Source organism: Streptomyces sp. NPDC029836 (genome assembly GCF_055574495.1).
Genome location: NZ_JBVHZI010000006.1, coordinates 368,558 through 395,295, shown reverse-complemented (window position 1 = coordinate 395,295; position 26,738 = coordinate 368,558). Strand labels below are relative to the sequence as shown.

The window sequence follows — 26,738 nt, the reverse complement described above, 5'->3', positions numbered from 1 at the left end:
CGATGAGGTGCTACGTGAGGTGTTAAGGGGAATCCTAGGCGCCAGGGCGGCGTGTCATCGAGTCAATCCGGGTTTGCCCTGGACAATGACACCCCTTTTGAGTGGCAAGGCGACAGATTGCTGGTCACTCGTCCGCCTGAACCTTCATCAGGAGCACACATCGGCAGCACACATCATGAGTGGCAACTACCCCTCTGATGCCTTGCCACCCGAACGAGTGGAACCCGCCGTCGCGCCGGCCTTCACGCCCCCCGCGCCCTGGCCGCCCAACAGGGGCTTTCCGCCACCCGAAGGTGCCTCGAATGATTCCAACGCCTCAAGAACGTCCTGGACACGGGAGATCTCCGCCTGAATGTCCTCGCGCCTGCGCACCAGGACCTCCAACTCCCGCCGGCCCTCGTCGACCAGCCGCTCCGCCTCGGCGCGGGCCTCCGCCAGCGCCGCCTCGGCGGTCCGCACCAGCTCGGCCTTCTTCGTCTCGGCCTCCTTGAGCAACGCCTCGGCCTTGCGCACCGCCGCGATCCGGACCTTCCCGGCCTCGCTGCTCGCGTCCGACACCAGGGCCTTGGCCTTCGTCTCGGCCTCGACGCTCTGCTCGGTGGCCGCCCGCACCAGCTTGTCCACGCGCTCGCCCGCGGACTTCATCTGCTCCGCCGACTCCCGACGGGCCCGCTCGTGCAGTTCCTCGACCTCGGACTCGACCCGGGAACGCAGCTCCTCCGCCCGCTCCCTTATGGCGGCCGCGTCCGTGCGCGCGCCGACCAGCAGCTCGTTGGCGTCCGTACGGGCCTTCTCCACCGTGGAGTTGCCCTCGACGGTCGCCTCCGCCGTGATCCGCTCGGCCTCCTTGCGCGCCGCGTCGACCATCGCGTCGGCCTGCTCCTCGGCCGCCGTGGTGGCGGCCAGGGCCTGCCGGCCCGCGTCGGCGGTGAGCTTGTCCGCCTCCGCCGAGGCCTCCGTGATGAGCCGGTCGACCTGCTCCGCGGCCTCGCTGCGCCGCTTGTTGGCGGCCTCCCGGGCCTCGTCCAGCAACCGCTCGGACTCCTGACGGGCCCGCGTGCGGATGCGCTCCGCCTCGGACGCCGCCTCCGCCTTGACCCGCTCGGCCTCCGACCGGGTACGGGTCGCGTGCTCCTGCGCCGAGGACAGCGACTCCGCCGCCTCCGCGCGCAACCGCTCGGCCTCGTCGCGGGCTTCCCCGATCGTGCGCTCGCTGTCCTTGCGGGTCTGCTCGGTGAGCTTCTCCGACTCCGAGACGGCCTCGGTGATGAGCCGGTCCGCCTGCTCGGCGGCCTCCGTACGCAGCCGGCCGGCCTCCGTACGGGCCTCGTCGAGCGTCTGCTCGGCGTCCCGCTCGGCCGCGGCCAGGGTCTCGTTCGCCGCGACCGTGACGCGGTCGGCCTCCGCCGTGGCCTCGCCGATGATCCGGCCGCCCTCGCTACGAGCCTCGTCCAGGGTGTTCGCCGCCTCGGCGAGCAGCCGCTCCGCCTCCGCCGCGGCCACGCCGACGGTCGCCTCGTTCGCCGCCCGGGTCTCCTCGACCAGCCGGTCGCCCTCGGTGCGCGCGTCGACCAGGATCCGCGTCGAGTCCCGCTCGGCCGCGGCCAGCGCCTGCGCCGCCTGCGCGGTGAGCCGCTCCGCCTTCGCGGTGGCCTCGCGGACGGTCGCCTCGCCGGCCGCCCGGGTCTCCGCCGTGAGGCGCTCGGCCTCGGCCGCCGCCCCCGTGACCAGTCGGTCCGCCTGCTCTGCGGCCTCCGTACGCAGCCGGCCGGCCTCCGTACGGGCCTCGTCCAGGGTGTTCGCCGCCTCGGCGCGGGTCGCGTCCGCCGCGGCCACCGCCTCCGCGGTCAGCCGCTCCGCCTCCGCCGCGGCCTCGCCGACGGTGAGGGCGTTCGCGGCCAGGGTCTCCGCGGTGATCCGCTCGGCCTCCGACGTCGCCGCGGCGACGATCAGGCCGCCCTCGGTGCGCGAGGTCTCCAGGGCCTCCGCGGCCTCGCCGCGGATCCGGTTCGCGTCGTCCCGGGCGTCCGCCCGGGTCCGCGCCGCGTCGCGCTCCGACGCCGCCAGGGCGTCCGTCGCCTCGGTGCGCACCCGCTGCGCGTACTCCGCGGTGTCGGCGCGCAGTTGCTCGGACTCGGCGATCGCGTCGCCGACGGTGCGTTCCGCCAGCGCCTTCGCCGCGTCCGTCTCGATCCGGGCCTGGTCGCGGACGCGGGCCGCGTCCTCGGCCGCGCGCTCGCGCTCGGCGCGGGCGTCGGCGCGGACCCGGTCCGACTCCTCCTCCGCCTCGGTGCGCGTACGCTCCGCCGCGTGCTCGGCGGCGCTGCGCAACCCGGCGATCTCCTCCTCGGCCTGCTCGTGCAGCCCGGCCACGGCGTCGCGCACCTGCTGGGCGGTGGCCTCGGCCGCCGCGACCACCTCGGACGCGCGCCGCTCGGCCTCCTCGGTCAGCCAGACCGCCTCGGCCGTGGCCTCCTCGGAGCGCTTGCGGGCCTGCGCGAGGAGTTCCTCGCTCTGCTCGCGGGCCTGCGCCCGCTCGTTGCCGGCGTCCGTCCGGGCCGCCGACAGGGTCTCCTCGGCCTCCCGGCGCCGCCGGGCGGCCTCCTCCTGGGCGGCCGACAGGGCCTCGGCGGCCTCCGCCGCGACCCGCTCGGCGGCCGCCTTGGCCTCGGCGCGCAGCCGGTCCGCGGTCTCCTGCGCCTCGGTGCGCAGCCGCTCCGCCTCGACCTCGGCCTCGCCGCGCAGCCGTACGGAGACCTGCTCGGCCTCCGCGCGGATCCGCCCGGCGTCGTCCGCCGCGTCGGTGCGCAGCTGGTCGGCCTCCGCCTGGGACTGGGCCTGGAGGGTACGGATCCGCTCCGCCGACTCGGCGCGCAGCCGGTCGTTCTCCTCGGTGGTCTCCTTGCGGACGGCCTCCGCCGCCGCGCGGGCGTCGCGCAGCGTCTGCTCGGCCGTCGTCAGGCGGGACTCGGCGTCCGTGTGGAGCCGCACGAGCTCCGCGTCGGCCTCCTCGCGCTTCGCGGCGAGGGCCTGCTCGGTCTCCTCGCGCCGGGCGCGGGCCGCCGCGTCCGCCTCGGCGGCCACGGCCTGTGCCTGCTCCTCGGCCTCGGCGCGCAGCCGCTCGGCCTCGGCGCGGGTGCGCTCCAGGGTCTCCTCGGCCTGCCGGCGCAGCGTGCCGGCGCGTTCCACGGCCTCCGCGCGGACCCGCTCGCTCTCGGCGGTGGCCCCGCCGCGCAGTTCGTCCGCGTCGGCCTTGGCCTTGCCGAGGAGCTCCTCGGCGGTGCGGGCCGCCTCCTCGATCTGCTGGACGGCCTCGCGGCGGGCCTCGCCGCGGATCCGCTCGCCCTCGGCGACGGCCTCCGCGCGCAGCTGTTCGGCCTCGCCGCGCAGCCGCCGGGCCTCCTCCTGGAGTTCGACCGTACGGGCCCGGTACTCCTCGGTGTCGTCCTTCGCGGCGCCCTTGAGCTCATCGGCCGTGGTCGCCGCCTGAAGGCGCAGCCGGTCCGCCTCGGCCTCCGCCTCGCGGCGGATCCGCTCGGCCTCCTCGGACGCGGCGCGGGTGGTGGCCCGGGCGTCCTCCGAGGCCTTGTTCAGTACGTCCTCCGCGGTGCGCGCGGCCTTCGCCAGCTGCGCCGCGGTGTCCTCGGCGGCGGCCGTCCGGGCCTGCTCGCCCGCCTCGGTGCGCAGCCGCTCCGCCTCGGCGCGGACGTCGGCCAGCGCCTGCTCGGCCTCCGCCTTGAGGGCCTCGGCCTCCTTGGTGGCCTCGCCGACCAGCCGGGCGACCTGCTCCTTGGCGGTCCGGGTGCGCTGCTCGTTGACGGACTCCACCGAGGCGAGCTGCCGGGCGGCGCTCTCCTTGGCGTCCGACAGGAGGGTCTCGGCCTCCGAGCGGGCCGCGCGCAGCGCCCCGTCGGCCTCCTGCACCCGGGCCTCGGCCACCCGGCCGAGGTCCATGGTCTGCTGGCGGGTCTGCTCGGCCTCGGCGGTGGTGGTGCTCCGCAGCCGCTCCGCGTGTTCGGTGGCCTCCTGGGCCTGGGCGGAGGCGGCGGCCAGCAGCCGCTCGGCCTCCTTGCGGGCGCGCAGCAGCGTGGACTCGGCCTCGCCGCGGGCGGTCTCGGTGTCGGCGGCGAGCCGGCGGCGGGCCTCCTCGACGGTCCGGGCGGCCTCGGCACGGGCGGCGTTCAGCGCCTGCTCGGCCTCGGCGCGGGACTCGTCCATGAGCCGGCGGGCCTGGGACTCCGTACGGGCGCGCAGCTGCTCGGCCCAGGCGACGTTCTCGTTGACGTGCGCCTCGACGGTCTGGCGGCGCTCGTTGAGTTCCTGGTCCAGCCGTTGGCGGCGGTTGACGGCCTCGGAGTGCAGCTCGGCCTGCAGGCGCGCCTGGTGCTCGGCGTGCTCCTGGAGGATGCGCTGGGTCTGCGCCCGGGCGTCGCGGAGCTCGCGCTCGGCGTCGGAGCGCATCTGGTCGGCCTGGATCTGGGCATTGCGGAGCAACTGCTCCGCCTGGTAACCCATGTCCGCGCCGTCGTAGGCAGGGCGGGACGCGAGATTGCGGCGTACCTCATGGAGCTTGGCGCGCAGCACCTCGACCTGGTAGCCCAGGTCTTCCGCGTGCTGGACGGCCTTCCCGCGCTCCTTCTTCAGCCGCTCCATCTCGGCCTCGAAGCGCGAGAGGTGGTCGGCCTCGGCCTGGTGGCTCTCCTGGCTTTCGTAGCCCCGCACAGCGCGGTCCCATCCGTCCCCTGGTCGCAAGCTCATTCCCAAATGAGCATCGCTCGCCCGCTGAACGACGCCCCCGGGGGAATGGTGTCAGATACCGGGGCAGGGGTCACAGGCCCCGACCTCGTCTCCGCACCGAACCCCGGCCGAGCCATGGCCACTCTACCGGCCGGGGAATCGGGACATCAGTGCGCTCTCCATGAGGTGCTCGCGTCCGGGCCCCGGGAGGATTCCCGCGGGCGGAGCCGAATGCGAGGTTCGCGGCGTTCGTCCGGGCTCGTGGGGTCAGTGGGAGGCGGTCGGGTCCTCGGGCTTGGAGGTGACGAGTTCGGTCAGGACCCCGTGACAGTCCTTCGGGTGCAGGAAGGTGATCCGGGAGCCCATGGAGCCGATGCGGGGCTCGTCGTACAGGACGCGGACGCCCTTGCCGCGGATGGCCTCGGCGTCGCCGTCGACGTCGGCGGTGCCGAAGGCGATGTGGTGGACGCCCTCGCCGTTCTTGGCGAGCCACTTGCCGACGGCCGAGTCCTCGCGGGTCGGCTCCAGCAGCTGGAGGTACGAGGCGCCGCCGTCGGAGGTCTCGTTGATCTTGAGCATGGCCTCGCGGACGCCCTGTTCCTCGTTCACCTCGGAGTGGAACACCTCGAAGCCGTACGTGGCACGGTAGAACTCGACGGTCTTGTCCAGGTCGAAGCAGGCGATCCCGATGTGGTCGATTCTTGTCAGCATGGGAACACTTCACCGCCGAGGAGGGTGGTCACGCAACGTGCCAGCGATCACACCTGCTGCCCGGTGACTGCGCGGGTACCGCTCAGTACATTCAGGTAAACCCTCGTTCACTCCTCAGCTTCCCTTGTTGAAAGGGGATCCGCCTCATGTCCGGATCGAACAGCACCACTTCCGTGATCGTCGCCGGGGCCCGCACGCCCATGGGGCGCCTGCTCGGCTCGCTGAAGTCCTTCTCGGGAGCCGACCTCGGCGGTTTCGCCATCAAGTCCGCGCTGGAGCGGGCCGGGATCTCCGGCGACCAGGTCCAGTACGTGATCATGGGCCAGGTGCTCCAGGCCGGCGCGGGCCAGATCCCCGCCCGCCAGGCCGCCGTCAAGGCGGGCATTCCGATGAACGTCCCGGCGCTCACCATCAACAAGGTCTGCCTCTCGGGCCTCGACGCCATCGCGCTCGCCGACCAGCTCATCCGCGCCGGTGAGTTCGACGTCGTGGTCGCCGGCGGCCAGGAGTCGATGACCAACGCCCCGCACCTGCTGCCGAAGTCCCGCGAGGGCTTCAAGTACGGCGCCATCGAGATGCTCGACGCGATGGCCTACGACGGCCTCACCGACGCCTTCGAGAACATCGCGATGGGCGAGTCCACCGAGAAGCACAACACCCGCCTGGGCATCGAGCGGGCCCCGCAGGACGAGTTCGCCGCCTCCTCGCACCAGCGGGCCGCCGCCGCGCAGAAGAACGGGATCTTCGAGGCCGAGATCACCCCGGTCGAGATCCCGCAGCGCAAGGGCGACCCGGTGCTGTTCTCCTCCGACGAGGGCATCCGCCCCGAGACCACGGCGGAGTCCCTCGGCAAGCTGCGCCCGGCCTTCGCGAAGGACGGCACCATCACCGCCGGCACCTCCTCGCAGATCAGCGACGGCGCCGCCGCCGTGGTCGTGATGAGCAAGGCGAAGGCGGAGGAGCTCGGCCTGGAGTGGATCGCCGAGATCGGTGCCCACGGCAACGTGGCCGGGCCGGACAACTCGCTCCAGTCGCAGCCCTCGAACGCGATCGCGCACGCCCTGAAGAAGGAGGGCCTGGAGGTCGCCGACCTGGACCTCATCGAGATCAACGAGGCCTTCGCGGCGGTCGCCGTGCAGTCGATGAAGGACCTCGGCGTGACCCCGGAAAAGGTGAACGTCAACGGCGGCGCCATTGCCCTGGGCCACCCGATCGGCATGTCCGGCGCCCGCGTCGTGCTGCACCTGGCCCTGGAGCTCAAGCGCCGCGGCGGCGGCGTCGGCGCGGCCGCGCTGTGCGGTGGCGGCGGCCAGGGCGACGCCCTCGTGATCCGCGTTCCGAAGGCGTAGGTGCCCGTATGACGACGGTGGACGTCCCCACGCTGGTCGCGCAGGCCCGCGAGGGCCGGCCGCGGGCGGTGGCCCGGCTGATCTCACTGGTCGAGGGGGCGTCGCCGCACCTGCGCGAGGTGATGGCCGCCCTGGCCCCGCTGACCGGCGGAGCGTACGTGGTCGGCCTGACCGGTTCGCCCGGCGTCGGCAAGTCGACGTCGACCTCGGCCCTCGTGTCGGCCTACCGCAAGGCCGGCAAGCGGGTCGGGGTGCTCGCCGTGGACCCGTCCTCGCCCTTCTCGGGCGGGGCGCTCCTCGGCGACCGGGTCAGGATGTCGGACCACGCCTCCGACCCCGGCGTGTACATCCGCTCCATGGCCACCCGGGGCCACCTGGGCGGCCTGGCCTGGGCCGCCCCGCAGGCGATCCGGGTGCTCGACGCGGCCGGCTGCGAGGTGATCCTGGTCGAGACGGTCGGGGTCGGGCAGTCGGAGGTGGAGATCGCCTCGCAGGCCGACACCTCGGTGGTGCTGCTGGCGCCCGGGATGGGCGACGGGATCCAGGCCGCGAAGGCCGGGATCCTGGAGATCGGCGACGTGTACGTGGTGAACAAGGCCGATCGGGACGGCGCGGACGCGACGGCCCGGGAGCTCAACCACATGCTGGGCCTGGGCGAGGCCCGCGGCCGGGACGACTGGCGGCCGCCGATCGTCAAGACGGTCGCGGCCCGCGGCCAGGGCATCGACGAGCTGGTCGAGGCGCTGGAGAAGCACCGGGCGTGGATGGACGAGCGCGGGGTGCTGGCCGAGCGTCGGGCCGCCCGCGCCGCCCGTGAGGTCGAGACGATCGCGATCACCGCGCTCCGCGCCCGGCTCGCCGACCTGCACGGCGACGCCCGGCTCGACGCGCTCGCGCGCCGGGTCGCGGAGGGCGAGCTGGACCCGTACGCGGCCGCCGACGCGCTGCTGGACAGCCTGACGGAGGGCTGAACGCCGGTCGGGGCGGGTCGGGGCGCGCGTGGCGCTCCGACCCGCCCCGCCGTTCGCGTACGGGTCGGACGGTCGTACGGGCCCTACGGCCTCGGGTGCGGCCGTCGACGGCCGTCAGTTGTTGTCGTTGTCGTTGTCGCTGCCGTCGTCGTCACCGTCGTCCGAGGACACCGTGACCTTGCCGTCCGTGGCGCTCACGTCGTAGTTCGACGTCTTGCCGTCGGCGGCCTTGACCTCGATGTTCCAGTGTGGGGCGGCGCCGTTCTCGTCATCGTCGTCCCAGTCGACGGACACGACCGTGCCCGGGTGCGCGGCCAGGGCCGCCTTCATCGCCGCGGCGGCGGTGATCTTCGCGCCGACCAGGCGGGCGTTCTCCGCCGCGTTGTCGTCGCGGTCCTTGTTGCGTTCCGTCACCGCGCCGGTCGTGGAGACCTCCAGCTCGGAGTTGGTGACGCCGTCCTTGCCGATCACGTTGACGTGCCAGATGGCGCCGTCCTGGTCGAGGGACTCGACGACACCGGGGAAGTGCTTGAGGGCTGCCGCCGCCGCTCCGCCCGCGTCCACGTCGACCCGCGCGACGGCGGAGGCGGGAGCGGTTCTCGCCGTGTCGGCGACGGTCGCGGCGGCGGCCACCGCCGTACCTCCGGCCAGCAGGACGACGGACACGGCGGCGGAAACGTACAGATTGCGCTTCATGGGCTGGACCTCCTCGGGCCGGCCTGGCGCCCGGGGTCACGCGGCGGACGGCCGGCTGTGAGCGATTACCGCTCATTGTCCGGCCGCCCGTCGAGGACGGCGCGTCGGAGCGGCCGCGGCTCAGATCTTGCCGCGGTTGCTCCGCAGGTGTTCCGCCACCGGTCCCAGGGACTCGCGCAGGGCCGCCAGGTTCGCCGGGGTGAGCAGGTCGATGAAGTGCTCCCGCACGGACGCCACGTGGTGCGGGGCCACCTTGCGCATGGTCTCCATGCCCTCGTCCGTCAGCACCGCGTACAGGCCCCGGCGGTCCGACTCGCAGTTCTCCCGGCGGACCAGCCCGGCCGCCTCCATTCGGGTGATCTGGTGCGAGAGCCGGCTCTTGGACTGGAGGGTCGCGGTGGCGAGGTCGCTCATCCGTAGCCGGTGGTTCTCCGACTCCGAGAGGTTCACGAGGATCTCGTAGTCGTTGTTGGTGAGTCCGAAGGGCTGGAGATCCTTTTCCAGCTGGTGCATCAGTAGTCGGCTGACGTCCAGGTGGGTGCGCCAGGCGCACTGTTCGGCATCGGTAAGCCAGCGGGTGGCCGTATCGGTCTCCATGGTCTCCATGAATGAACTCTACCTAAGAAGTTGAATTACGTACAAAAATGGGAGGATCTGCGGCTGCCCGGAGATCGGCGGAAGATCACAGTCCGAAGCGCCGTTGCAGATCACCCAGCTGTCCCGGCATGCGCGGCACGCCCACGGAACCCGGCGGAGCCTGGCCCGCGCCCGGCACGCCCCGCGCGTCGCCGGCGTGCGCGCCGGCGCCGACCGTGCCGACCGCCTGCTCCGCCATCAGCATCTCCGAGGACTGCAACAGCACCGTTCCGGCTCCCACGAACTCGAACTGGTGCTCCTCGCCCGACGCGCCTCCGATGCCCGTCAGCGAGCGGAGCCCGCCCATCACGCCCGACATGTAGCCGTGGTCGTAGTGGTGGCACGGGGAGGGGCAGTCGGCCCAGCCCACCAGTGCCTGCGGGTCCACACGCAGCGGCGGCTCCATGAACACCACCGGTCCGTTGGACGCCGCCACGAACTTCCCGGTTCCGATCAGCGTCAGGAAACCCGGGACGATCGACTGCTTCAGCGCGAGGGTGGGCTGGTAGGCCAGCAGGTTCCCCGAGCGGATCGTCAGGTTGCCGTTCTCCAGGTCGAACGAGTTCACGTCGAAGGCCCGGTCGGCGAGCAGCATCTTGCCCTGCCCCTCGGCCACCACCCAGTCGCTCGCGTGCAGCGGCGAGTGGAAGCTGGTGCGCAGCAGCCGGTCGAAGCGACCGTGGCCGATGCCGTTGAACTCGATGCTCCCGTAGTACGAGATCATCTTGCCCTTCTGCAGGAACCACTGGCTCCCCTTGAGCTCCACGCAGAAGGTGTACGGGTTCACGTTGTCGTCGGAGGGCAGGGTGTACGGGTCGAAGACGGTGGGCCCGCCCGGCCCACCGGTCACGGGACCAAAGTTCACAGCTTCTCCTCCGAGGCCTGTACGTACACCGCGCCCTGGCCGGACAGCTCCAACTGGAACGCCTCGCCCGAGCCGCGCCCCACCATGTCGCGCCAGCCCAGCGCGGCGGAGAGCTTGTTCCTGACGTCCCCGTGGTGGGCGACGTACGCCTGCGGGTCGACGTGGATCGGGCGGTTGGGGGTGATGGGGAGTTCGATGACCCCGCCGTGGGCCATCACGGCGACCGCGCCGTGGCCCTTGAGGGTGGTGGTGAACAGGCCCTGGCCGCTGACCTGGCCGCGCACCATGCCCATGACGCCGCCCTGCGAGCCCATGAACATGGTGCTCTGCTGGAGCGTGCCGTCGAAGGCCAGGAGGCGGTCGGCCTCCACGTACAGCGTCTCGCCGGACAGGTTGATCACCTGGATGTGGTGGCCGCCGTGGCCGAACATCACGGTGCCGCTGCCCTCCACCTCCATCAGCGGGGTCTGCTCGTTCGCCACCCGGCGTCCGATCATGCCCATCACGCCGCCCTGACCGCCGGTCAGGCTGGGCGTGAAGGAGACCTCGCCGCGGTAGGCGAGCATCGCGCCGCGCTGGCTGTACATCTTCCGGCCCGGGACCACCTGGGCCTCGACCATCTTCGAGTTGATCTCGCGGAACGGCATCAGACGTCGCCCCCGACCGTGTTGCGCTCGCTGGGCTGCACGTAGACCAGGCCCTCGCCCTCGAAGCGGATCTGGAACGCCTCGCCCGAGCCCTCGCCGATCAGGGTGCGGAAGTTCACCCCGGACTGGAAGGACTGCCGGAGGTCGCCGGTGTGCGCCACGTACGCGCCCGGGTCCACCGAGAGCGGGTACTGGGCGCTGACGCGCAGCACCACCGCCGGGCCGTCGGACGTGATCGCCGCCCGGCCGGAGCCCTCGACGGTCGTGGTGAAGAGCCCGTTGCCCGTCGAGGCGCCCCGCAGGCCGGTGAAGGACGTACCGGTGCGCAGGCCGGCGTCGGCGCACAGCAGGTTGCTGGACTCCACCCAGAGCTTCTCGCCGCGCAGCTCGACGAGGTTGATCTCGCTCGCGCGGTCGGCGAAGAAGCAGGTGCCGTGTCCCTGCACCTCCATCACCGTCATCTGTTCGCCGGTCAACCGGCGGGTCACCATGCCGCGGAGGCCTTCGCCACCGCCGGTCATCTTCTTGAAGGCCATCTGGCCGTCGTACGCGACCATGGCGCCGTTCTTCGCTTTCACGGCGTCACCGGTCAGGTCGACGGCGAGCACCTTGCTGCCTTGGAGTCGGAACTGAGCCACGCAAAAGAAGGTATCCGCAGCGGGCGGGGCGGAACAGGGCCCGGTGGCCGATATGCGCCACACTCGGGCCCGGCCGGGACCCGGGGAAAGATCTCCCGGAGCGGCTGAGACACTGGGACGGACCCCCGGCCGTCACCCCCGAAGGTTCCACGTGGACATCAAGACCGCTTCCGCCCTGCACCGACTGCGGCTCATCTCCGTTCCGGAGGCCCTGTCGTTCCCGGCTCTGCTGATCTTCGGCTCGCTGCTGAGTCGGGTCTCGGACATCGACTACCTGATGATGCCGCTCGGCATCCTGCACGGCTTCCTGTTCACGATCTACGCGGTCTTCCTGCTCGACGTCTGGAACAAGGCGAAGTGGCCGGTCAAGAAGGTCGCCCTGTTCTTCCTGCTCGCGGTGCTGCCCTTCGGCGGCCTGTACGGCGACAAGCTGCTCAAGCGCGACGAGGCCGACAGCGTCGTGGCCGCCCGCGTCGCCCGCGAGGCGGCGCAGGCATGATCATCGCGTTCTCGGTGACCCCGTTGGGGGTCGGTGAAGAGGTCGGGGAGTACGTCGCCGACGCGGTCCGCGTCGTACGCGAGTCCGGACTGCCGAACCGCACCGACGCGATGTTCACGACCGTGGAAGGTGACTGGGACGAGGTCATGGACGTGGTGAAGCGCGCGGTGGCCGCCGTCGAGGCGCGGGCGCCCCGGGTGTCCTTCATCCTCAAGGCCGACATCCGGCCCGGGGTCAGTGACGGGATGACCTCCAAGGTGGAGACGGTGGAACGGCACCTCGCGCGGGGCTGACCGTGACCGACGGTCCGGGTACGACGTACGACGAAGTGCCCCCCGGCTCCGGCCGGGGGGCACTCGCGCGTCCGGGGGGCGTCGGCCGCCGGGTCAGTTCCGGGCGCGGCGGGCCAGGCCGAGCGCGTAGTCCGGCCACCAGCGGCCGGCCCGCGGGCCGCCGCGGCAGGCGCCGTCGGAGTCGCCGGGCCGCTTGACCCACAGGTACGCGTCCACCAACGGATGGCCCGTACGGTCGCTCGGCGGCGTGCCCAGGGCCCGGCCGGGCGGGTTGCACCAGGCGTCGTTCCGGTCGCCGGGCAGGGGGCCCGCGCCGTTGCGGCCGGTGTCGAGGACGAAGTGCTTGCCGCCGGTGGCCTTGGAGAGCCGGGCCCCGTACGCGCGGCTCGGGGCCTCGGCCTGGAAGCCGGAGACGTTCAGGGCGAAGCCGTCGGCGCGGGCGAGGCCCGACTTCTTCAGGGGTGCGACGAGGTCCGCCGGGTGCGGGATCCAGGCCGGGTTGCCGGCGTCCAGGTAGACCTTGGTGTTCTTGTTCCGCTTGAGCCGGTCGACGGCCTCGGCGAGCAGCCGGTGCCGCTCGTCGTGGTGTTCGGCGCGGGTGCAGCCGTCGATGAGGTGCGGGACGGCCTCCGGTTCCAGGACGACGAGGGCCTTCGCGTCCCCGAGGGCGTCGGCGATCGCGCCGGTCCAGGCGCGGTAGGCGCGGGCGTCCGCGGCGCCGCCGGTCGCGGTGGGGCCACAGCCGCGGTGCGGGATGTTGTGCGCGACGAGCACCAGGGTCCGCCCCGCCGCCTTCGCGCCGGCGCGGGCCCGGCGGACCTCCGGGACGGGGTTCCCGGTCGGCACCCACAGGGCCAGCGGTCGGTCGGAGATCCGGCGCAGGACCTGGGCGTCACTGTGGCGCCCCCGCGCCTCCCAGTCGGCGACCTGCCGGGCGGCGGCGCTGCGCGGGTCGACCCAGAACGCGGACTCGGCGACCGCGCCGGCCGCCCCGGGTCGCCCCTCGGCGGGCGCGGGTCCGGAGGCGCAGGCGGTGGCGGCCGAGAGGAACAGGGCGAGCCCGAGGGCGGTGACGGGGCGACGTCGTACGGCGACGGACATCCGGCTCCTCGGGGGAACGGGCGACAGGGGGACGGGCGACAGGGGAACGGGCGGTGGGGGGAGCGGGTGCTGGGGGAGCGGATGATGGGGGGAGCTGGTGGTGGAGGGCGCGGGCCGTTCGGGGCCGGGGGTGCGGAGGCCCCGGCGGACGGGGCGCCCCGCTGGACCGGTGGTCCCGGCGGACCGGGACATCGTGACATGACGGACATCCGTCCCCCCGTACGACACCGCGCACCGGATCCGGGCTACGGAGCGGTGCCGCCGGTCAGGGCTATCGCCAGGGGGGTGCGTTCGTACAGGACGTGGTGGCCGTGGCGGGACGGGATCAGCAGGCCCGCCGCCCGGAGGGCCTTGAGGTGTGCCGACACCGTCGAGGGGGCCAGCCCGAGCCGCAGCGCGAGGGCCCGCGTCGAGGCGGGCTCGTGCAGCGCGCACAGCACGTCCGCGCGGCCCCGCCCCAGCAGCCCGGCCAGCGCCTGCGGGGTCGGACCGTCCGAGGCCGTCCACAGTGCGCCGATGCCGCGCGCCGGATAGACCAGGGTCGGCTGCCAGGGCGGGTCGTAGCCACCCACCACGTCCGGCCACACGAACGCGCTCGGCATCAGCAGCAGCCCTTGACCGCCCGCCGCGCGGTCGTGGTGGCCGGGGCGCTCGATGGTCAGGGTGGAACGCCCGCCGTCCCACCGCAGGTCGGGGTGGAGGCCGTCGAACAGGGCCTCCAGCCCGCCCGCCGCCAGCCGCCGGGAGTGGAACAGGATGTCCGCCTCCAGCAGGGTCCGCAGCCGGGGCCAGTGCGGGGCGATGAGGGCCTGCCAGGCCGCCTCCGTCAGATCGGCGAGTTCCCGCACCGCCCGCGCGGGATCGGCGAGCATCCGCCGCCCGATGTCGCTCTCCCGCGCACCCGGGGTACAGGCCAGCGAGCGGCGCAGGTCCTCCCGGGCCACCTCCGGGTCGGCCGCCCGGACCCGGGCCATCTCCTCCTCGAACGTCACCGACGGGCCGAGCGGCGGCGGGCTCAGCACGTCCGGGTGGTGCCCGGCGCGCGGCATCAGCAGCCACAACGGCCGCAGGTCCAGCCCGGCCGCGGCGTCCCGGATCCGGCTCAGCCACGGCAGGTGGTACGCCTGGCGGCCCGGCCGCAGCAGGACCCGTACCGCCTCCTGGGTCTCCCAGCGCGGCGAGATCGCGAACCGGCAGCGCAGCAGGTCCGCCGCCCCGAAGCGGTAGTGGAACCCCATGGACGCACCCTCCGAAAGCCCCCGACGGCCCGACCGGTTGGCGACCGGGCAGTCGAACGTGGCCCCGCCCGCCCGTGGATTCGGCCGGGAACGAATCCCTGGGTCGCAGCGTAGGTTCCGGTCAGGGTGGCCGCCATGACAACCACGTCCCTCGACCCGGACGGGGCCGCGACCCCGGACCCGCCCGCCCCGCCGCCGGGCGCGGGCTACCGGGAGGTCTTCCGGGTCCGGGAGTTCCGTACGGTCTTCGCCGCGCACCTGCTGTCCCTGCTCGGCGTCGTCGTCGCCGAGATCGCCCTCACCGTCCTCGTCTACCGCGCCACCGGCTCACCCCTGATGAGCGCCCTCACCTTCGCCCTCGGGTTCCTGCCGTACGCCCTCGGCGGCACCCTCCTCGCCGGGCTCGCCGACCGGCTGCCCGCCCGCCGCCTGCTCGTCACCTGCGACCTGCTGTGCGCCGCCTGCGCCGCCGCCATGGTCCGGCCGGCGACCCCGGTCGCCGCGCTGCTCGTCCTGCGCTGCGCCATGGCCTTCGTCGCACCGCTCTTCCAGGGCGCCCGCAGCGCCTCCCTCGCCGACATCCTCGGCTCCGGCGAGGCCTTCGTCCTGGGCCGGTCCCTGCTGCGCATGGTCTCCCAGAGCGCCCAACTCGTCGGGTTCGGCCTCGGCGGGCTGCTGCTCACCGTCCTCGCCCCGCGCGGGGCGATAGCCCTGACCGCCGCCGGGTTCCTGGCCTCCGCGCTGCTGTTGCGCCTCGGTACGCGGGCCAGGCCCGCCCGGGCCCCGGCCGCCGGCGCCGCCCCGCCCGGCGGGCTGCGGGTGCTGTTCGGGGACCGCCGACTGCGCGCGCTCACCCTGCTGTTCTGGCTGCCGCCCGCCTTCGTCGTCGTACCGGAGGCGCTGCTGACCCCGTACGCCCACGACATCGGCGCCGGCACCGTCGCCCTCGGCATCCTCATGTGCGCGCTGCCCGTCGGCACCGTCGCGGGCGAGGTCTGGGCGGGCTCCGCGCTCACCGCCCGAACGCGTTCGCGGATCGTGGCGCCGCTGGCCGCCCTAGCCCCGCTGCCGCTCCTCCTCTACGCGGCGCGGCCCGCCTTACCCGTCGTCCTCGGGGCGCTGCTCCTGACCGGGCTGGCCCACGCCTACACCCTCGGCCTCGACCGGATGTTCGTCGACGCCGTTCCCGACGAGGTGCGCGGCCGGGCGATGACCCTGCTCTCCACCGGCATGATGACCTGCCAGGGCGTCGGCATGGCCCTGGCCGGCCTGGCGGCCGAGTTCCTCCCCGTGCACGCCGTCGTCACCGGCGCCGCGCTCCTCGGAACGGCCGTCGTCCTGCTCCTCCTCGGCGCGCTGCGCGCGGCCGGGCGGCCGAGGGGTGAGACGGGGCCGGCCACCAAATGACCGCCCGGTAGGGTCTGGTGGATGCCGAAGCCGCTCAGTCTCCCCTTCGACCCCATCGCCCGAGCCGACGAACTCTGGCAGCAGCGCTGGGGGCCGGTGCCGTCGATGGCCGCGATCACCTCCATCATGCGCGCGCACCAGATCCTGCTCGGCGAGGTCGACGCGGTGGTGAAGCCGTACGGACTGACCTTCGCGCGCTACGAGGCGCTGGTGCTCCTCACCTTCTCCCAGGCCGGCGAGCTGACGATGTCGAAGATCGGCGAGCGCCTGATGGTCCACCCGACCTCGGTGACCAACACCGTGGACCGGCTGGTGACGGCCGGACTGGTGGCCAAGCGCCCCAACCCGCACGACGGGCGCGGCACGCTCGCCTCCATCACGGAGAAGGGCCGCGAGGTCGTCGAGGCGGCGACGAAGGACCTGATGGAGATCGAGTTCGGGCTCGGCGCCTACGACGCGGAGGAGTGCGCGGAGATCTTCGCGCTGCTCCGCCCGCTGCGGGTGGCCGCCGCCGACTTCGACGAGGCATAGGCGGTCGCGAGAGCGGCCGGGGCACGGTCGGAGGCACGGCCGGGACCCGCTCCCGATCGTCGCGCCCGGAGCCGGGGCCCGCGTCAAGATCGAGCAAAACGGACGGTTAGGCTCGTCGGCATGAAACGAAGCGTGCTGACCCGCTACCGCGTCATGGCCTACGTGACCGCGGTCATGCTCCTGATCCTCTGCGCCTGCATGGTGGCCAAGTACGGCTTCGACACCGGTGCCGACCTGACCTTCGCGGTCTCCCAGGCACACGGCGTGCTCTTCATGATCTACCTGGTCTTCGCCTTCGACCTGGGCTCCAAGGCCCGGTGGCCCTTCGGCAAGCTGCTCTGGGTGCTGGTCAGCGGCACGATCCCGCTGGTCGCCTTCCTCGTCGAGCGCAAGGTCCGCGCCGAGGTCGAGCCGCTGCTCGTGGACGCGCCCGCCACCGCGAAGGCCTAGCGAAGGCCCGGCCCGCGGCCCGCTGCGGGCTCGAAGGAATCCGACCCCCGGGGACTCCCCGGGGGTTTCCCATCGACATTTACTAGGACGTCCTAGTAAATTCATGGGTATGGACGCTGACGTCATCGAGGAGGGCCGCCGTCGCTGGCAGGCCCGGTACGACAAGGCCCGCAAGCGCGAGGCCGATTTCACGACGCTCTCCGGAGACGACGTCGACCCCGTCTACGGGCCCCGTCCCGGCGACGCGTACGAGGGGTTCGAGCGGATCGGCTGGCCGGGGGAGTACCCCTTCACCCGCGGGCTGCACGCCACCGGCTACCGCGGCCGGACCTGGACCATCCGCCAGTTCGCCGGGTTCGGCAACGCCGAGCAGACCAACGAGCGCTACAAGATGATCCTGGCCGCCGGTGGCGGCGGGCTCTCCGTCGCCTTCGACATGCCCACCCTCATGGGCCGCGACTCGGACGACCCCCGGGCGCTGGGCGAGGTCGGGCACTGCGGCGTCGCCATCGACTCCGCCGCCGACATGGAGGTCCTGTTCAAGGACATCCCGCTCGGCGACGTCACCACCTCCATGACCATCAGCGGGCCGGCCGTCCCGGCCTTCTGCATGTACCTGGTCGCCGCCGAGCGCCAGGGCGTGGACCCGGCGGTGCTCAACGGCACGCTCCAGACGGACATCTTCAAGGAGTACATCGCCCAGAAGGAGTGGCTCTTCGAACCCGAGCCGCACCTGCGCCTCATCGGCGACCTCATGGAGTACTGCGCGAACGGCATCCCGGCCTACAAGCCGCTGTCCGTCTCCGGCTACCACATCCGCGAGGCCGGCGCGACGGCCGCCCAGGAGCTCGCGTACACCCTGGCCGACGGCTTCGGGTACGTGGAACTCGGCCTCTCCCGGGGCCTGGACGTCGACCACTTCGCCTCCGGCCTGTCCTTCTTCTTCGACGCGCACCTCGACTTCTTCGAGGAGATCGCCAAGTTCCGCGCGGCCCGCCGGATCTGGGCCCGTTGGATGAAGGAGGTCTACGGGGCCAAGTCCGACAAGACCATGTGGCTGCGCTTCCACACCCAGACGGCCGGGGTCTCCCTCACCGCGCAGCAGCCGTACAACAACGTCGTGCGCACCGCCGTCGAAGCCCTCGCGGCCGTGCTCGGCGGCACCAACTCCCTGCACACCAACGCCCTCGACGAGACCCTCGCGCTGCCGAGCGAGCAGGCCGCCGAGATCGCCCTGCGCACGCAGCAGGTGCTGATGGAGGAGACCGGCGTCGCCAACGTGGCCGACCCGCTGGGCGGTTCCTGGTACGTCGAGCAGCTCACCGACCGCATCGAGGCGGACGCCGAGAAGATCTTCGAGCAGATCAAGGAGCGCGGTCTGCGCGCCCACCCGAACGGGCAGCACCCCATCGGGCCGATCACCTCGGGCATCCTGCGCGGCATCGAGGACGGCTGGTTCACCGGGGAGATCGCCGAATCGGCCTTCCAGTACCAGCGGTCCCTGGAGAAGGGCGACAAGCGGGTCGTCGGCGTCAACGTGCACCACGGATCGGTCACCGGTGACCTGGAGATCCTCCGGGTCAGCCACGAGGTGGAGACCGTCCAGGTGCGCGAGTTGGCCGAGCGCAAGGCCGGCCGCGACGACGCCAAGGTGACGGCCTCGCTGGCCGCCATGCTGGACGCCGCCCGCGACGGCTCGAACATGATCCCGGCCATGCTGGACGCGGTGCGCGCGGAGGCGACGATGGGCGAGATCTGCAACGTCCTGCGCGACGAGTGGGGCACCTACACCGAGCCCCCCGGCTTCTGACCCCGCCGCGACCGGCCCCTGCGGGCCGCGCGCCACGGCCGGTCGCGGCGCCCTCACCGGGCGACGCGGCCGGCGTCCGCGTTTCCGTGCCCGTAGGTCGGCGCCGACTCAGGTCCGGTCCGCGCCCTGGAGGCCGTGCATCAGCAGGGTGGTGAAGGAGGTCACCCAGACCTCGTCGACCGGTTCGGCGCTGACCAGGGCCCGGTGCACCACCGTGCCCGCGATCACGTCGAAGATCAGGTCCGTGGTGCGGCCCGCGACGGACTCGTCCTCCTCGTGGGGGAGTTCCCCGCGGGCCTGCGCCCGTTCGCGGCCCAGTACGACGAGACGTTTCTGCCGGTCCACGATCGCCGAGCGGATCCGGTCGCGCAGGGCCTCGTCCCGGGTGGATTCGGCCACGACCGCCATCAGCGCGGTACGGGCCTCGGGGCGGCGAAGCAGCTGCGCGAACTGGAGCACCACGTGCTCGATGTCGGCTTCGAGCGAACCGCGGTCGGGGAGTTCCAGCGCGTCGAAGAGTTCCGCGACCGCGTCCACGACCAGCTCGTTCTTCCCGGCCCAGCGCCGGTACAGGGTGGTCTTGGCGACGCCGGCGCGGGCCGAGACGTCGCCCATCGTCAGCTTCGACCACCCCAGGTCCACCAGCGCGTCCCGCGTCGCCGCGAGGATCGCGGCGTCCGCAGCGGCACTGCGGGGCCGGCCGGTGCGGCCGTGCGGGGAGCTGGAGCCGGGGCAGGGGTTGCGCATGGCCGAGACCATACCCGCCGGTAGGGGAACCGTCGGGGGCCGTTTCGGTGTGGTTCAGATCACTGGGCGTCGGGGGCTCCGGCGAGTTACGCTACGGCTCGTAGCGTAAGAGCGACAACCACGCGAAGAGCTACTGGTGTCGGGTGGGGACCCGGCGCCGCCCAGCAGATCGGTACGACGGTTCGACACGGCCGCCGGTGACGGCGGCCGTGCGCGACGGCGCGTACCGAAGTCCAACGGCATTTCACGGACGATCTTTCGGGATCTTTTTCGTCGGCGCGCGCACTCGGGGGAGGATGTACGCATGCAGCCCAGAAACATGTCCATGAGCGGCGTCGTCGACCTCGCCGCGGTGAAGGCCGCCGGCGAGGCCAAGGCGAAGGCCGAGCAGGCCCGCGCGGACGCGGCCCGACAGGGCGGCGGCGCGGGCAGTGCCCCCGGAGGCGCCGTACCGCCGTCCGCCCTCGTCTTCGACGTCACCGAGGCCGGCTTCGAGAGCGACGTCATCCAGCTGTCCAACGAGGTCCCGGTCGTCCTCGACTTCTGGGCCGAGTGGTGCGAGCCGTGCAAGCAGCTCAGCCCGCTCCTGGAGCGACTGACCGTCGAGGCGAACGGCCGCGTCGTACTGGCCAAGGTCGACGTCGAGGCCAACCAGACGCTGATGCAGCAGTTCGGCATCCAGGGCATCCCGGCCGTCTTCGCCGTGGTCGCCGGCCAGGTGCTGCCGCTGTTCCAGGGCCTCGCCCCCGAGCAGCAGATCCGCGAGACCCTGGCCCAGCTGGTCCAGGTCGCCGAGGAGCGCTTCGGCCTCGTCGGCCTCCAGGTCGACCCCGGCGCCGATGGCGCCCCGGTGGAGGCCGAGGACTTCGTGCCGGCCGGTCCGTACGACGCGCTGCTGGAGGCGGCGGTCGGCGCGCTGGACGCCGGTGACTTCCCCGGCGCGGTGCGCGCGTACCAGGACGTGCTCGCACAGGACCCGACCAACAGCGAGGCGAAGCTCGGCCTGGCCCAGGCCGCGCTGCTGACCCGGGTGGGGGAGATGGACCCGCAGGCGGTGCGCGCCGCGGCGGCCCAGAACCCCAAGGACCCGGCCGCGCAGATGGACGCCGCCGACCTGGACCTGGCGGGCGGCCACGTGGACGACGCCTTCGGCCGTCTCGTGGACACCGTCAGGGTCACGTTCGGTGACGACCGGGACGCCGTCCGCGTCCGGCTCCTGGAGCTGTTCGAGGTCATCGGGGCGGACGACCCCCGGGTGTCGGCGGCCCGTACGGCGCTCGCGCGGGTGCTCTTCTAGAGCCCGTCCGGGCCAGGCCGGAGGAGGCCCGAGGGCGCCCGGAGGCCGACGGCGATTTGTTGACACGTCGATGAACAGCGGCCGCGTTTTGCCAAAACTTGGTAATCGCGGCCGCTGTTACTCGTAGTAAGTCGAACCCCGTGAACTGTCCGGTTGGTTCGCTCTTCCACCGATCTGTCGTGGCCCTGGGTGACACCCTGCGTGCCCGCCCGGCAGCGCCGGGCCTCACTCCGGTTATCCACCCGTTACCCGCCAGTAACGAACCCCCTTGTGCCCCGGCCGGGAATGCACCACGATCGGCGACGCTCGGTCCTTCCCGCAGCGCCGCTCACCCGGAGCCGCGGTGGAGGGTCCCCACCGAGCCGACCGGTGACGGTGTCACCGGCCGTGGACAGGGGGGTCCCTGCACCAGCAGGGCCTGTCCTCCAGGTTGCGCGAACGCGTGGCCCAGTGGTTGTCGCTCGGGGGTGAACGCCGGTGGATCGGACGCGGCCGCGCCGCGGCTCGGCCGCCGGCGCTTCTTCCCGAGGACGTAGCACTTCTCCCATCCCAGGACGGGTACGGCCCGGACCGGAGATGTACGTCCGAGAAGGAGGAACAAAATGAATTCTCAGGTTCGTGGCGGGACCAGATGGAAGCGCTTCGCGCTCGTCATGGTGCCGAGCATCGCGGCCACGGCCGCGGTCGGTGTGGGTCTGGCGCAGGGCGCCCTCGCGGCGTCCTTCAGCGTCTCCGGCCAGGACTTCAAGGTCTCGGCCGACAAGCTCGACGGTGACAACCTCATCCAGTACGGCGGCATCGCCGAGGGGCACGATCTCAAGGGCAACCCGCAGAAGCACCCGGTCACCATCTCGGGCTTCAGTCACGCCGAGATCACCAACATGTGCCAGTCCCTGGTCACCCCGACGCCGCTGGGTGCCATCACCCTGCAGCTGAGGACCGGCCACAAGGGCACGCCGGCCGTCGCCGAGAACATCTACCTGGATGTCGCGGAGCTCGACACGGACGCCGAGTTCAAGAACCTTGACATCGGTGTCGCGGTCGGAGACCCGAGCCACAAGACGAAGCCGCAGGCCGGTACGGTCACCAGCCCGTACGCGTTCTCCCAGCGTGCGGACAAGGCCGTCCTGTCGAACGTCCGGCAGAAGGCGTGGGCGACCACGGCGGGCACCTTCAAGCTGCCCGACCTGAAGCTGCGTCTGCTCGGCGGCGACCAGCCGTGCTACCAGGACGAGAAGTAACCGGTCCCGGTGCGTGACCGCGGGGGCGGACGGCGGCAGCCGTCGCCGCCCGCCCCGGCGGGCTCCACATAGTTCTCCGTACCACCGTTTCCAGGGAGCTGTTGTCCATGAACCCCCAGGCCCCGGTTCGCGCCGCAGACGACGCTTGGCTCACCGTGGTGTACCACCAATTCCGCGCCTGGAGAGGCCGCCGTCCCTTCTGGGCTGGCCTGTTCACGCTCCTCGGCGGTGTACCGATCGCCTACTTCCCTTACGCGGACCTGCGGTTGGGCAACGTCACCCTCGCGATGGCCACGACGGGCGGGGCCGGCGCGCTCATCATCGGGGTCCTGCTGATCACGCTCGGGCTGGCCCTCTGGTTCCAGCAGACCATCCGCGTGTTCGCGGGTGTCGCCGCGATCCTGCTGGCCCTGGTGTCGATCCCGGTGTCCAACCTCGGCGGCTTCTTCATGGGCTTCCTCTCCTCCATGATCGGCGGCGCCCTCGCCCTGTCGTGGGCTCCCGGCGAACCGGTGGACGAGGAGGCGGAGGCGCAAGCCGAGGCCGAGGCCGAGGCGGCGGCGGCCAAGACGGAGGTGCCGGCGGGCAACCCGTACGGCGTCCCGGCTCCCCGCGACACGGAAACGGCGCACCTGACCGAGACGACTGCCCACGCCGATGGCGGGAGGAACAGTGCGGGGTGACGAGACGCAGCGGGGCGTGGCCCCAGGCGCAGAGTCCCGTGAGAGAAAGGGCCCGCGGCACGCGGCGCCCAGGAAGTCGCTGCTGAACAAGCTCCAGATACCCGTCGGCAAGACGATGGCGCTGGCGGCGATGCCGACGGCCGTGTTCGTAGGGATGGGCATGGCGCCGAAGATGGCGCTGGCCGACGAGAAGGACATCCCCTTCGCGCCCGGCCCGTGCGTGACGCGTTCCGACGAGCCCGCGGAGTCGGCCTCGCCGTCGCCGAGCGGTTCCCCGTCGACGACGCCGTCACCGAGTACGTCGCCCAGCGCCGGCCCCTCGCCGAGCACGACCGGCGCACCGAAGCCGGGGGCGACCCCCTCGGCGACGAAGCCGCCCTCCGCCGTCAAGCCCTCCGGGGCCGCGACGACCGGGAAGCAGACCCCCACGACGGCGCCCTCCACGAGCACGGCCCCGTCCCCCTCGGCGTCGAAGACGCCCGACCCGCTGGACCCGCTGGGTGTCGGGGATGCCGTCAAGGGCCTCTTCGACGAGCTAGGCAAGCCCCTCCAGGACGCGAAGAAGCCGGCCACCCCGACGCCCGCGCCCACTCCGAGCGGTGCGCAGACCCCGGACCCGGCCGCGGACGCGATCCGCGACGCGGCGAACAAGGCCGGCGTACCGGTCAAGGAACTGCCGCAGGACGTCAAGGACTCCGCGAAGTCCCCCAAGGACGAGACGGGCAGGACGCCCGCCAAGGACCCGAAGGACGACAAGGACCCGAAGGACGCCGAGGCCGACAAGGACAAGGACGCCAAGGACAAGGCCGACAAGGACAAGGACGCCAAGGACGAGGACGCCGACGACGAGGCGACGAAGGACCCGGACGGGAAGGAACCCTTCCCCTGCCCGACCTACGACGCCAAGGCGCTGGCCGACGCGAAGCTGGAGCCGGGCGTCCCGCTCCTGCCCGACGAGCCCTGGTACCTCGACAGCTCGCTGCTGACCCTCTACGGCCTCGACTACGAGGGCATCGTCGAGGTGAAGACCGCGGGCGGCAAGACCAAGAAGGTCCTGAAGTTCACGGCGGACTCGCTCGACATCAAGGACCTGTACCAAACGGTCGGGACGGGCGCGAACACCGCCCAGCTGAAGTCCCGCCCGGGTTCCACGTCCACGATCCGCGGCGGCAAGGTGACGATGTACACCGAGAGCCTCAAGGGGAACCTGTTCGGACTCATCCCGATCGAGTTCACCCCGAACAGCCCGCCGCCGTTGAACGTCCCCTTCGCGTTCTTCACGAACGTCAAGGTCGTCCAGGCCGGCCAGTTCGGCGGCAACCTCACCGTCCCGGGCCTCAAGAACTACATCGGCCCGAAGTAACAGCAGCAACCCGCACGCGCACCGAGGGCGGCACCCCGATGATCCGGGGTGCCGCCCTCGCTCTGTGCGGCAGAGTCGTTCCGGCGGCGGAGCCGCCGGGTCAGTCGCGGGCGGAGCCGCCGACGTGGTGGACGCGCACCATGTTGGTGGTGCCCGGGACACCGGGGGGCGAGCCGGCCGTGATGACCATGGTGTCGCCCTCGTTGTAGCGGGCCAGCTTGTGCAGCTCCCCGTCGACGAGGTCGACCATCGCGTCCGTGTTGTCCACGTGCGGGACGACGTAGGACTCGACGCCCCAGCTCAGCGTGAGCTGGTTGCGGGTGTTGACGTCCGTGGTGAAGGCCAGGATCGGCTGGGTCGCGCGGTAGCGCGAGAGCCGGCGGGCCGTGTCCCCGGACTGGGTGAAGGCGATGAGCGCCTTGCCGTCGAGGAAGTCCGCGATCTCGCAGGCCGCGCGGGCGACGGAGCCGCCCTGGGTACGGGGCTTCTTGCCCGGGACCAGCGGCTGGAGGCCCTTGGACAGGAGCTCCTCCTCGGCCGCCGTGACGATCTTGGACATCGTCTTGACGGTCTCGATCGGGTAGGCGCCGACCGAGGACTCCGCGGACAGCATGACCGCGTCCGCGCCGTCGAGGATCGCGTTGGCGACGTCGGACGCCTCGGCGCGCGTCGGGCGCGAGTTGGTGATCATCGACTCCATCATCTGGGTCGCGACGATCACCGGCTTGGCGTTGCGGCGGCACATCTCGATGAGCCGCTTCTGGACCATCGGGACCTTTTCGAGCGGGTACTCGACGGCCAGGTCGCCGCGGGCCACCATGACCGCGTCGAAGGCGTCCACCACGGCGGCCATGTTCTCGACGGCCTGCGGCTTCTCGACCTTGGCGATGACGGGGACCCGGCGGCCCTCCTCGTCCATGACCTTGTGGACGTCCTTGATGTCGCCGGCGTCCCGGACGAAGGACAGGGCGACCATGTCGCAGCCCATCCGCAGGGCGAACCGCAGGTCGTCGACGTCCTTCTCCGACAGGGCGGGGACGTTCACGGCGGCACCCGGCAGGTTGATGCCCTTGTGGTCCGAGATGACACCGCCCTCGATGACGATGGTCTTGACCCGCGGGCCCTCGACCCCCGTCACGCGGAGCTCGACGTTGCCGTCGTTGATCAGGACCTGGTCGCCCTTGGACACGTCGCCCGGGAGACCCTTGTAGGTGGTGCCACAGATGGACTTGTCACCGGGGACGTCCTCGATGGTGATGGTGAACTCGTCACCGCGCACCAGCTCGACGGGACCCTCGGCGAAGGTCTCCAGGCGGATCTTCGGACCCTGGAGGTCGGCGAGGACGCCGACCGCCCGGCCGGTGTCCTCGGAGACCTTCCGGACGCGGTCGTACCGCTCCTGGTGCTCTGCCTGGGATCCGTGGCTGAAGTTGAATCGGGCCACGTTCATACCTGCCTCGATGAGCGCTTTCAGCTGCTCATACGAGTCGACGGCGGGGCCCAGCGTGCAGACGATTTTGGAACGGCGCATGAAGCGGATCCTATCCGTTTGTTTCGTAGCGGAATATTCCGTCTGGTGGAAAGTCCAAGTGACTAGTGGGTAACCAGCGCGTGCGCCTGGGTGGCGATCTCCAGTTCCTCATCGGTGGGGACCACGGCCACCGCCACCCTGGCGTACTCGGCCGACACCAGTCGGGGCTCGGAGGACCTCGCCGCGTTGGCCTCCGGGTCCAGCGCCAGGCCCAGCTCCTCCAGCCCCCGCACCGCTGCTGCCCGGATTCCGGCCGCGTTCTCGCCGACGCCCGCGGTGAACACCACCGCGTCCACCCGACCCAGCACCGCCGTGTAGGCACCGATGTACTTCTTCAGCCGGTGCACGTACGCGTCCAGGGCCAGCCGGGCCGCGGTGTCGCCCCCGTCGGCCCGCCGCTGCACCTCGCGCATGTCGTTGTCGCCGCACAGACCCAGCAGACCGCTCTTCTTGTTGAGCAGCGAGTCGATCTCGTCGATGGACAGGCCGCCCACCCGCGCCAGGTGGAAGATCACCGCCGGGTCCAGGTCGCCCGAGCGGGTCCCCATGACCAGGCCCTCCAGCGGCGTCAGCCCCATGGACGTCTCCACGCACACGCCGCCCCGCACGGCCGAGGCGGAGGCGCCGTTGCCCAGGTGCAGCACGATCACGTTCACGTCCTCCACCGGCTTGCCCAGCAGCCGGGCGGCGGCCCGGGAGACGTAGGAGTGGGAGGTGCCGTGGAAGCCGTACCGCCGGATGGCGTACCGGTCGGCCGTGGCCGCGTCGATCGCGTACCGGGCCACGTGCTCCGGCATCGTCGCGTGGAAGGCGGTGTCGAACACCGCGACCTGCGGGAGGTCGGGACGCAGCTCGCGCGCCACCTCGATGCCGGTGACGTTCGCCGGGTTGTGCAGCGGGGCCAGCGGGATCAGGCTGCGGATCTCCGCGAGCACCTCGTCGTCGATGACCGTCGGCTCGGTGAAGCGGGTCCCGCCGTGCACCACCCGGTGGCCCACGGCCGCCAGTTCGGGGGAGTCCAGCCCCATGCCGTCGGCGGCCAGTTCCGCCGCGACCGCCTTCAACGCGGCCCCGTGGTCGGCGATCGGGCCGGACCGCTCGCGCTTGCCGGCCGCGGCACCCGGCCCGGTCAGCGGTTCGTGGGTGAGCCGCGAGGTCTCCTCGCCGATGCGCTCCACCAGGCCGGCGGCCAGCCGGGACCGGTCCGCCATGTCGAGGAGCTGGTACTTCACCGACGAGGAGCCGGAGTTGAGGACGAGTACGCGCGATGCGGTCACGATGAAGGTCTTTCCTGGTC

At 72.2% G+C, this 26,738-nt stretch carries 24 protein-coding genes; 12 read left to right on the top strand and 12 right to left on the bottom strand.

All coding sequences use genetic code 11. The annotated features are described in order from the left end of the window. Window positions 1-186 precede the first annotated feature (186 nt). Window positions 187-4,722, bottom strand: coding sequence for a polarized growth protein Scy (scy, locus tag ACZ4XJ_RS20445; protein ID WP_468496937.1), 4,536 nt, complete (start codon window positions 4,720-4,722; stop codon window positions 187-189). Window positions 4,723-5,004: 282 nt separating this feature from the next. After that, window positions 5,005-5,448, bottom strand: coding sequence for a methylmalonyl-CoA epimerase (gene mce / locus ACZ4XJ_RS20440; protein ID WP_319192680.1), 444 nt, complete (start codon window positions 5,446-5,448; stop codon window positions 5,005-5,007). Window positions 5,449-5,594: 146 nt separating this feature from the next. Here mce and ACZ4XJ_RS20435 point away from each other — a divergent pair, with 146 nt between their 5' ends. Together ACZ4XJ_RS20435 and meaB are read left to right on the top strand one after the other, a co-directional pair. Further along, entirely contained in the window at window positions 5,595-6,797 is a 1,203-nt protein-coding gene (locus ACZ4XJ_RS20435; protein WP_362876929.1) for an acetyl-CoA C-acetyltransferase, read from the top strand. 8 nt (window positions 6,798-6,805) lie between these two features. Continuing rightward, window positions 6,806-7,768, top strand: a complete 963-nt coding sequence (gene meaB / locus ACZ4XJ_RS20430) for a methylmalonyl Co-A mutase-associated GTPase MeaB (protein WP_362876928.1) — start codon at window positions 6,806-6,808, stop codon at window positions 7,766-7,768. Window positions 7,769-7,882: 114 nt separating this feature from the next. Here meaB and ACZ4XJ_RS20425 read toward each other — a convergent pair whose 3' ends face one another. The 5 genes from ACZ4XJ_RS20425 to ACZ4XJ_RS20405 form a co-directional block, all read right to left on the bottom strand. Next, window positions 7,883-8,464, bottom strand: a complete 582-nt coding sequence (locus tag ACZ4XJ_RS20425) for a PepSY domain-containing protein (RefSeq protein WP_468496936.1) — start codon at window positions 8,462-8,464, stop codon at window positions 7,883-7,885. 120 nt (window positions 8,465-8,584) lie between these two features. Further along, window positions 8,585-9,061, bottom strand: coding sequence for a MarR family winged helix-turn-helix transcriptional regulator (locus tag ACZ4XJ_RS20420; RefSeq protein WP_362877007.1), 477 nt, complete (start codon window positions 9,059-9,061; stop codon window positions 8,585-8,587). Window positions 9,062-9,146: 85 nt separating this feature from the next. Then, window positions 9,147-9,950 (bottom strand): AIM24 family protein, encoded by an 804-nt coding sequence (locus tag ACZ4XJ_RS20415; protein WP_362877006.1) that lies wholly within the window; start codon window positions 9,948-9,950, stop codon window positions 9,147-9,149. 11 nt (window positions 9,951-9,961) lie between these two features. Continuing rightward, on the bottom strand, window positions 9,962-10,612 hold the full coding sequence (locus ACZ4XJ_RS20410) for an AIM24 family protein (RefSeq protein ID WP_468496935.1): 651 nt from the start codon (window positions 10,610-10,612) through the stop codon (window positions 9,962-9,964). Continuing rightward, on the bottom strand, window positions 10,612-11,250 hold the full coding sequence (locus tag ACZ4XJ_RS20405; RefSeq protein ID WP_362876926.1) for an AIM24 family protein: 639 nt from the start codon (window positions 11,248-11,250) through the stop codon (window positions 10,612-10,614). Before ACZ4XJ_RS20405 ends, ACZ4XJ_RS20410 begins: the two co-directional genes overlap by 1 nt. Before the next feature lie 151 nt (window positions 11,251-11,401). Between ACZ4XJ_RS20405 and ACZ4XJ_RS20400 the strand changes: the two genes are divergently transcribed. Continuing rightward, entirely contained in the window at window positions 11,402-11,749 is a 348-nt protein-coding gene (locus ACZ4XJ_RS20400; RefSeq protein WP_362876925.1) for a DUF3817 domain-containing protein, read from the top strand. Then, on the top strand, window positions 11,746-12,042 hold the full coding sequence (locus tag ACZ4XJ_RS20395; protein ID WP_362876924.1) for an MTH1187 family thiamine-binding protein: 297 nt from the start codon (window positions 11,746-11,748) through the stop codon (window positions 12,040-12,042). The genes ACZ4XJ_RS20400 and ACZ4XJ_RS20395 overlap by 4 nt, the downstream gene beginning before the upstream one ends. Window positions 12,043-12,135: 93 nt before the next feature. Here the strand turns inward: ACZ4XJ_RS20395 and ACZ4XJ_RS20390 are convergent, their stop codons facing one another. Continuing rightward, window positions 12,136-13,143, bottom strand: a complete 1,008-nt coding sequence (locus ACZ4XJ_RS20390; protein WP_468496934.1) for a glycoside hydrolase family 6 protein — start codon at window positions 13,141-13,143, stop codon at window positions 12,136-12,138. Between the two features lie 245 nt (window positions 13,144-13,388). After that, complete coding sequence (locus ACZ4XJ_RS20385; RefSeq protein ID WP_468496933.1) at window positions 13,389-14,381, bottom strand: ArsR/SmtB family transcription factor; 993 nt, start codon at window positions 14,379-14,381, stop codon at window positions 13,389-13,391. A 135-nt stretch (window positions 14,382-14,516) separates the two neighbouring features. On the opposite strand from ACZ4XJ_RS20385, the gene ACZ4XJ_RS20380 reads away from it, so the two are divergent. The 4 genes from ACZ4XJ_RS20380 to ACZ4XJ_RS20365 all read left to right on the top strand — a co-directional run bounded on the left by ACZ4XJ_RS20380 (window position 14,517) and on the right by ACZ4XJ_RS20365 (window position 18,579). Beyond that, window positions 14,517-15,788 (top strand): MFS transporter, encoded by a 1,272-nt coding sequence (locus ACZ4XJ_RS20380; RefSeq protein WP_468496932.1) that lies wholly within the window; start codon window positions 14,517-14,519, stop codon window positions 15,786-15,788. 21 nt (window positions 15,789-15,809) lie between these two features. Further along, the gene (locus ACZ4XJ_RS20375) at window positions 15,810-16,319 is read left to right on the top strand and encodes a MarR family winged helix-turn-helix transcriptional regulator (RefSeq protein ID WP_362876920.1); all 510 of its coding nucleotides are present in this window, start codon (window positions 15,810-15,812) and stop codon (window positions 16,317-16,319) included. A 120-nt stretch (window positions 16,320-16,439) separates the two neighbouring features. Next, window positions 16,440-16,769, top strand: a complete 330-nt coding sequence (locus ACZ4XJ_RS20370; RefSeq protein WP_468496931.1) for a DUF3817 domain-containing protein — start codon at window positions 16,440-16,442, stop codon at window positions 16,767-16,769. A gap of 109 nt (window positions 16,770-16,878) precedes the next feature. After that, a complete protein-coding gene (locus ACZ4XJ_RS20365) occupies window positions 16,879-18,579 on the top strand; it encodes an acyl-CoA mutase large subunit family protein (RefSeq protein WP_362876918.1) in 1,701 nt (566 codons plus the stop codon). Between the two features lie 108 nt (window positions 18,580-18,687). On the opposite strand, the gene ACZ4XJ_RS20360 is transcribed toward ACZ4XJ_RS20365, so the two are convergent. After that, a complete protein-coding gene (locus tag ACZ4XJ_RS20360) occupies window positions 18,688-19,326 on the bottom strand; it encodes a TetR/AcrR family transcriptional regulator (protein ID WP_383986849.1) in 639 nt (212 codons plus the stop codon). Between the two features lie 304 nt (window positions 19,327-19,630). On the opposite strand from ACZ4XJ_RS20360, the gene ACZ4XJ_RS20355 reads away from it, so the two are divergent. The 4 genes from ACZ4XJ_RS20355 (at window position 19,631) to ACZ4XJ_RS20340 (ending at window position 23,910) form a co-directional block, all read left to right on the top strand. Beyond that, a complete protein-coding gene (locus ACZ4XJ_RS20355; protein ID WP_362876916.1) occupies window positions 19,631-20,623 on the top strand; it encodes a tetratricopeptide repeat protein in 993 nt (330 codons plus the stop codon). A gap of 602 nt (window positions 20,624-21,225) precedes the next feature. Next, on the top strand, window positions 21,226-21,864 hold the full coding sequence (locus ACZ4XJ_RS20350) for a DUF6230 family protein (RefSeq protein ID WP_362876915.1): 639 nt from the start codon (window positions 21,226-21,228) through the stop codon (window positions 21,862-21,864). 107 nt (window positions 21,865-21,971) lie between these two features. Beyond that, window positions 21,972-22,547, top strand: coding sequence for a DUF6114 domain-containing protein (locus ACZ4XJ_RS20345; protein ID WP_362876914.1), 576 nt, complete (start codon window positions 21,972-21,974; stop codon window positions 22,545-22,547). Further along, window positions 22,537-23,910 carry a hypothetical protein gene (locus ACZ4XJ_RS20340; protein ID WP_468496930.1) on the top strand — a complete coding sequence of 458 codons (1,374 nt, stop codon included), beginning with the start codon at window positions 22,537-22,539 and terminating at the stop codon, window positions 23,908-23,910. Before ACZ4XJ_RS20345 ends, ACZ4XJ_RS20340 begins: the two co-directional genes overlap by 11 nt. Before the next feature lie 100 nt (window positions 23,911-24,010). Here the strand turns inward: ACZ4XJ_RS20340 and pyk are convergent, their stop codons facing one another. Continuing rightward, window positions 24,011-25,441 (bottom strand): pyruvate kinase, encoded by a 1,431-nt coding sequence (gene pyk, locus ACZ4XJ_RS20335; protein ID WP_468496929.1) that lies wholly within the window; start codon window positions 25,439-25,441, stop codon window positions 24,011-24,013. Window positions 25,442-25,503: 62 nt separating this feature from the next. Beyond that, on the bottom strand, window positions 25,504-26,718 hold the full coding sequence (locus ACZ4XJ_RS20330; RefSeq protein WP_468496928.1) for an acetate kinase: 1,215 nt from the start codon (window positions 26,716-26,718) through the stop codon (window positions 25,504-25,506). Window positions 26,719-26,738: the final 20 nt, after the last annotated feature.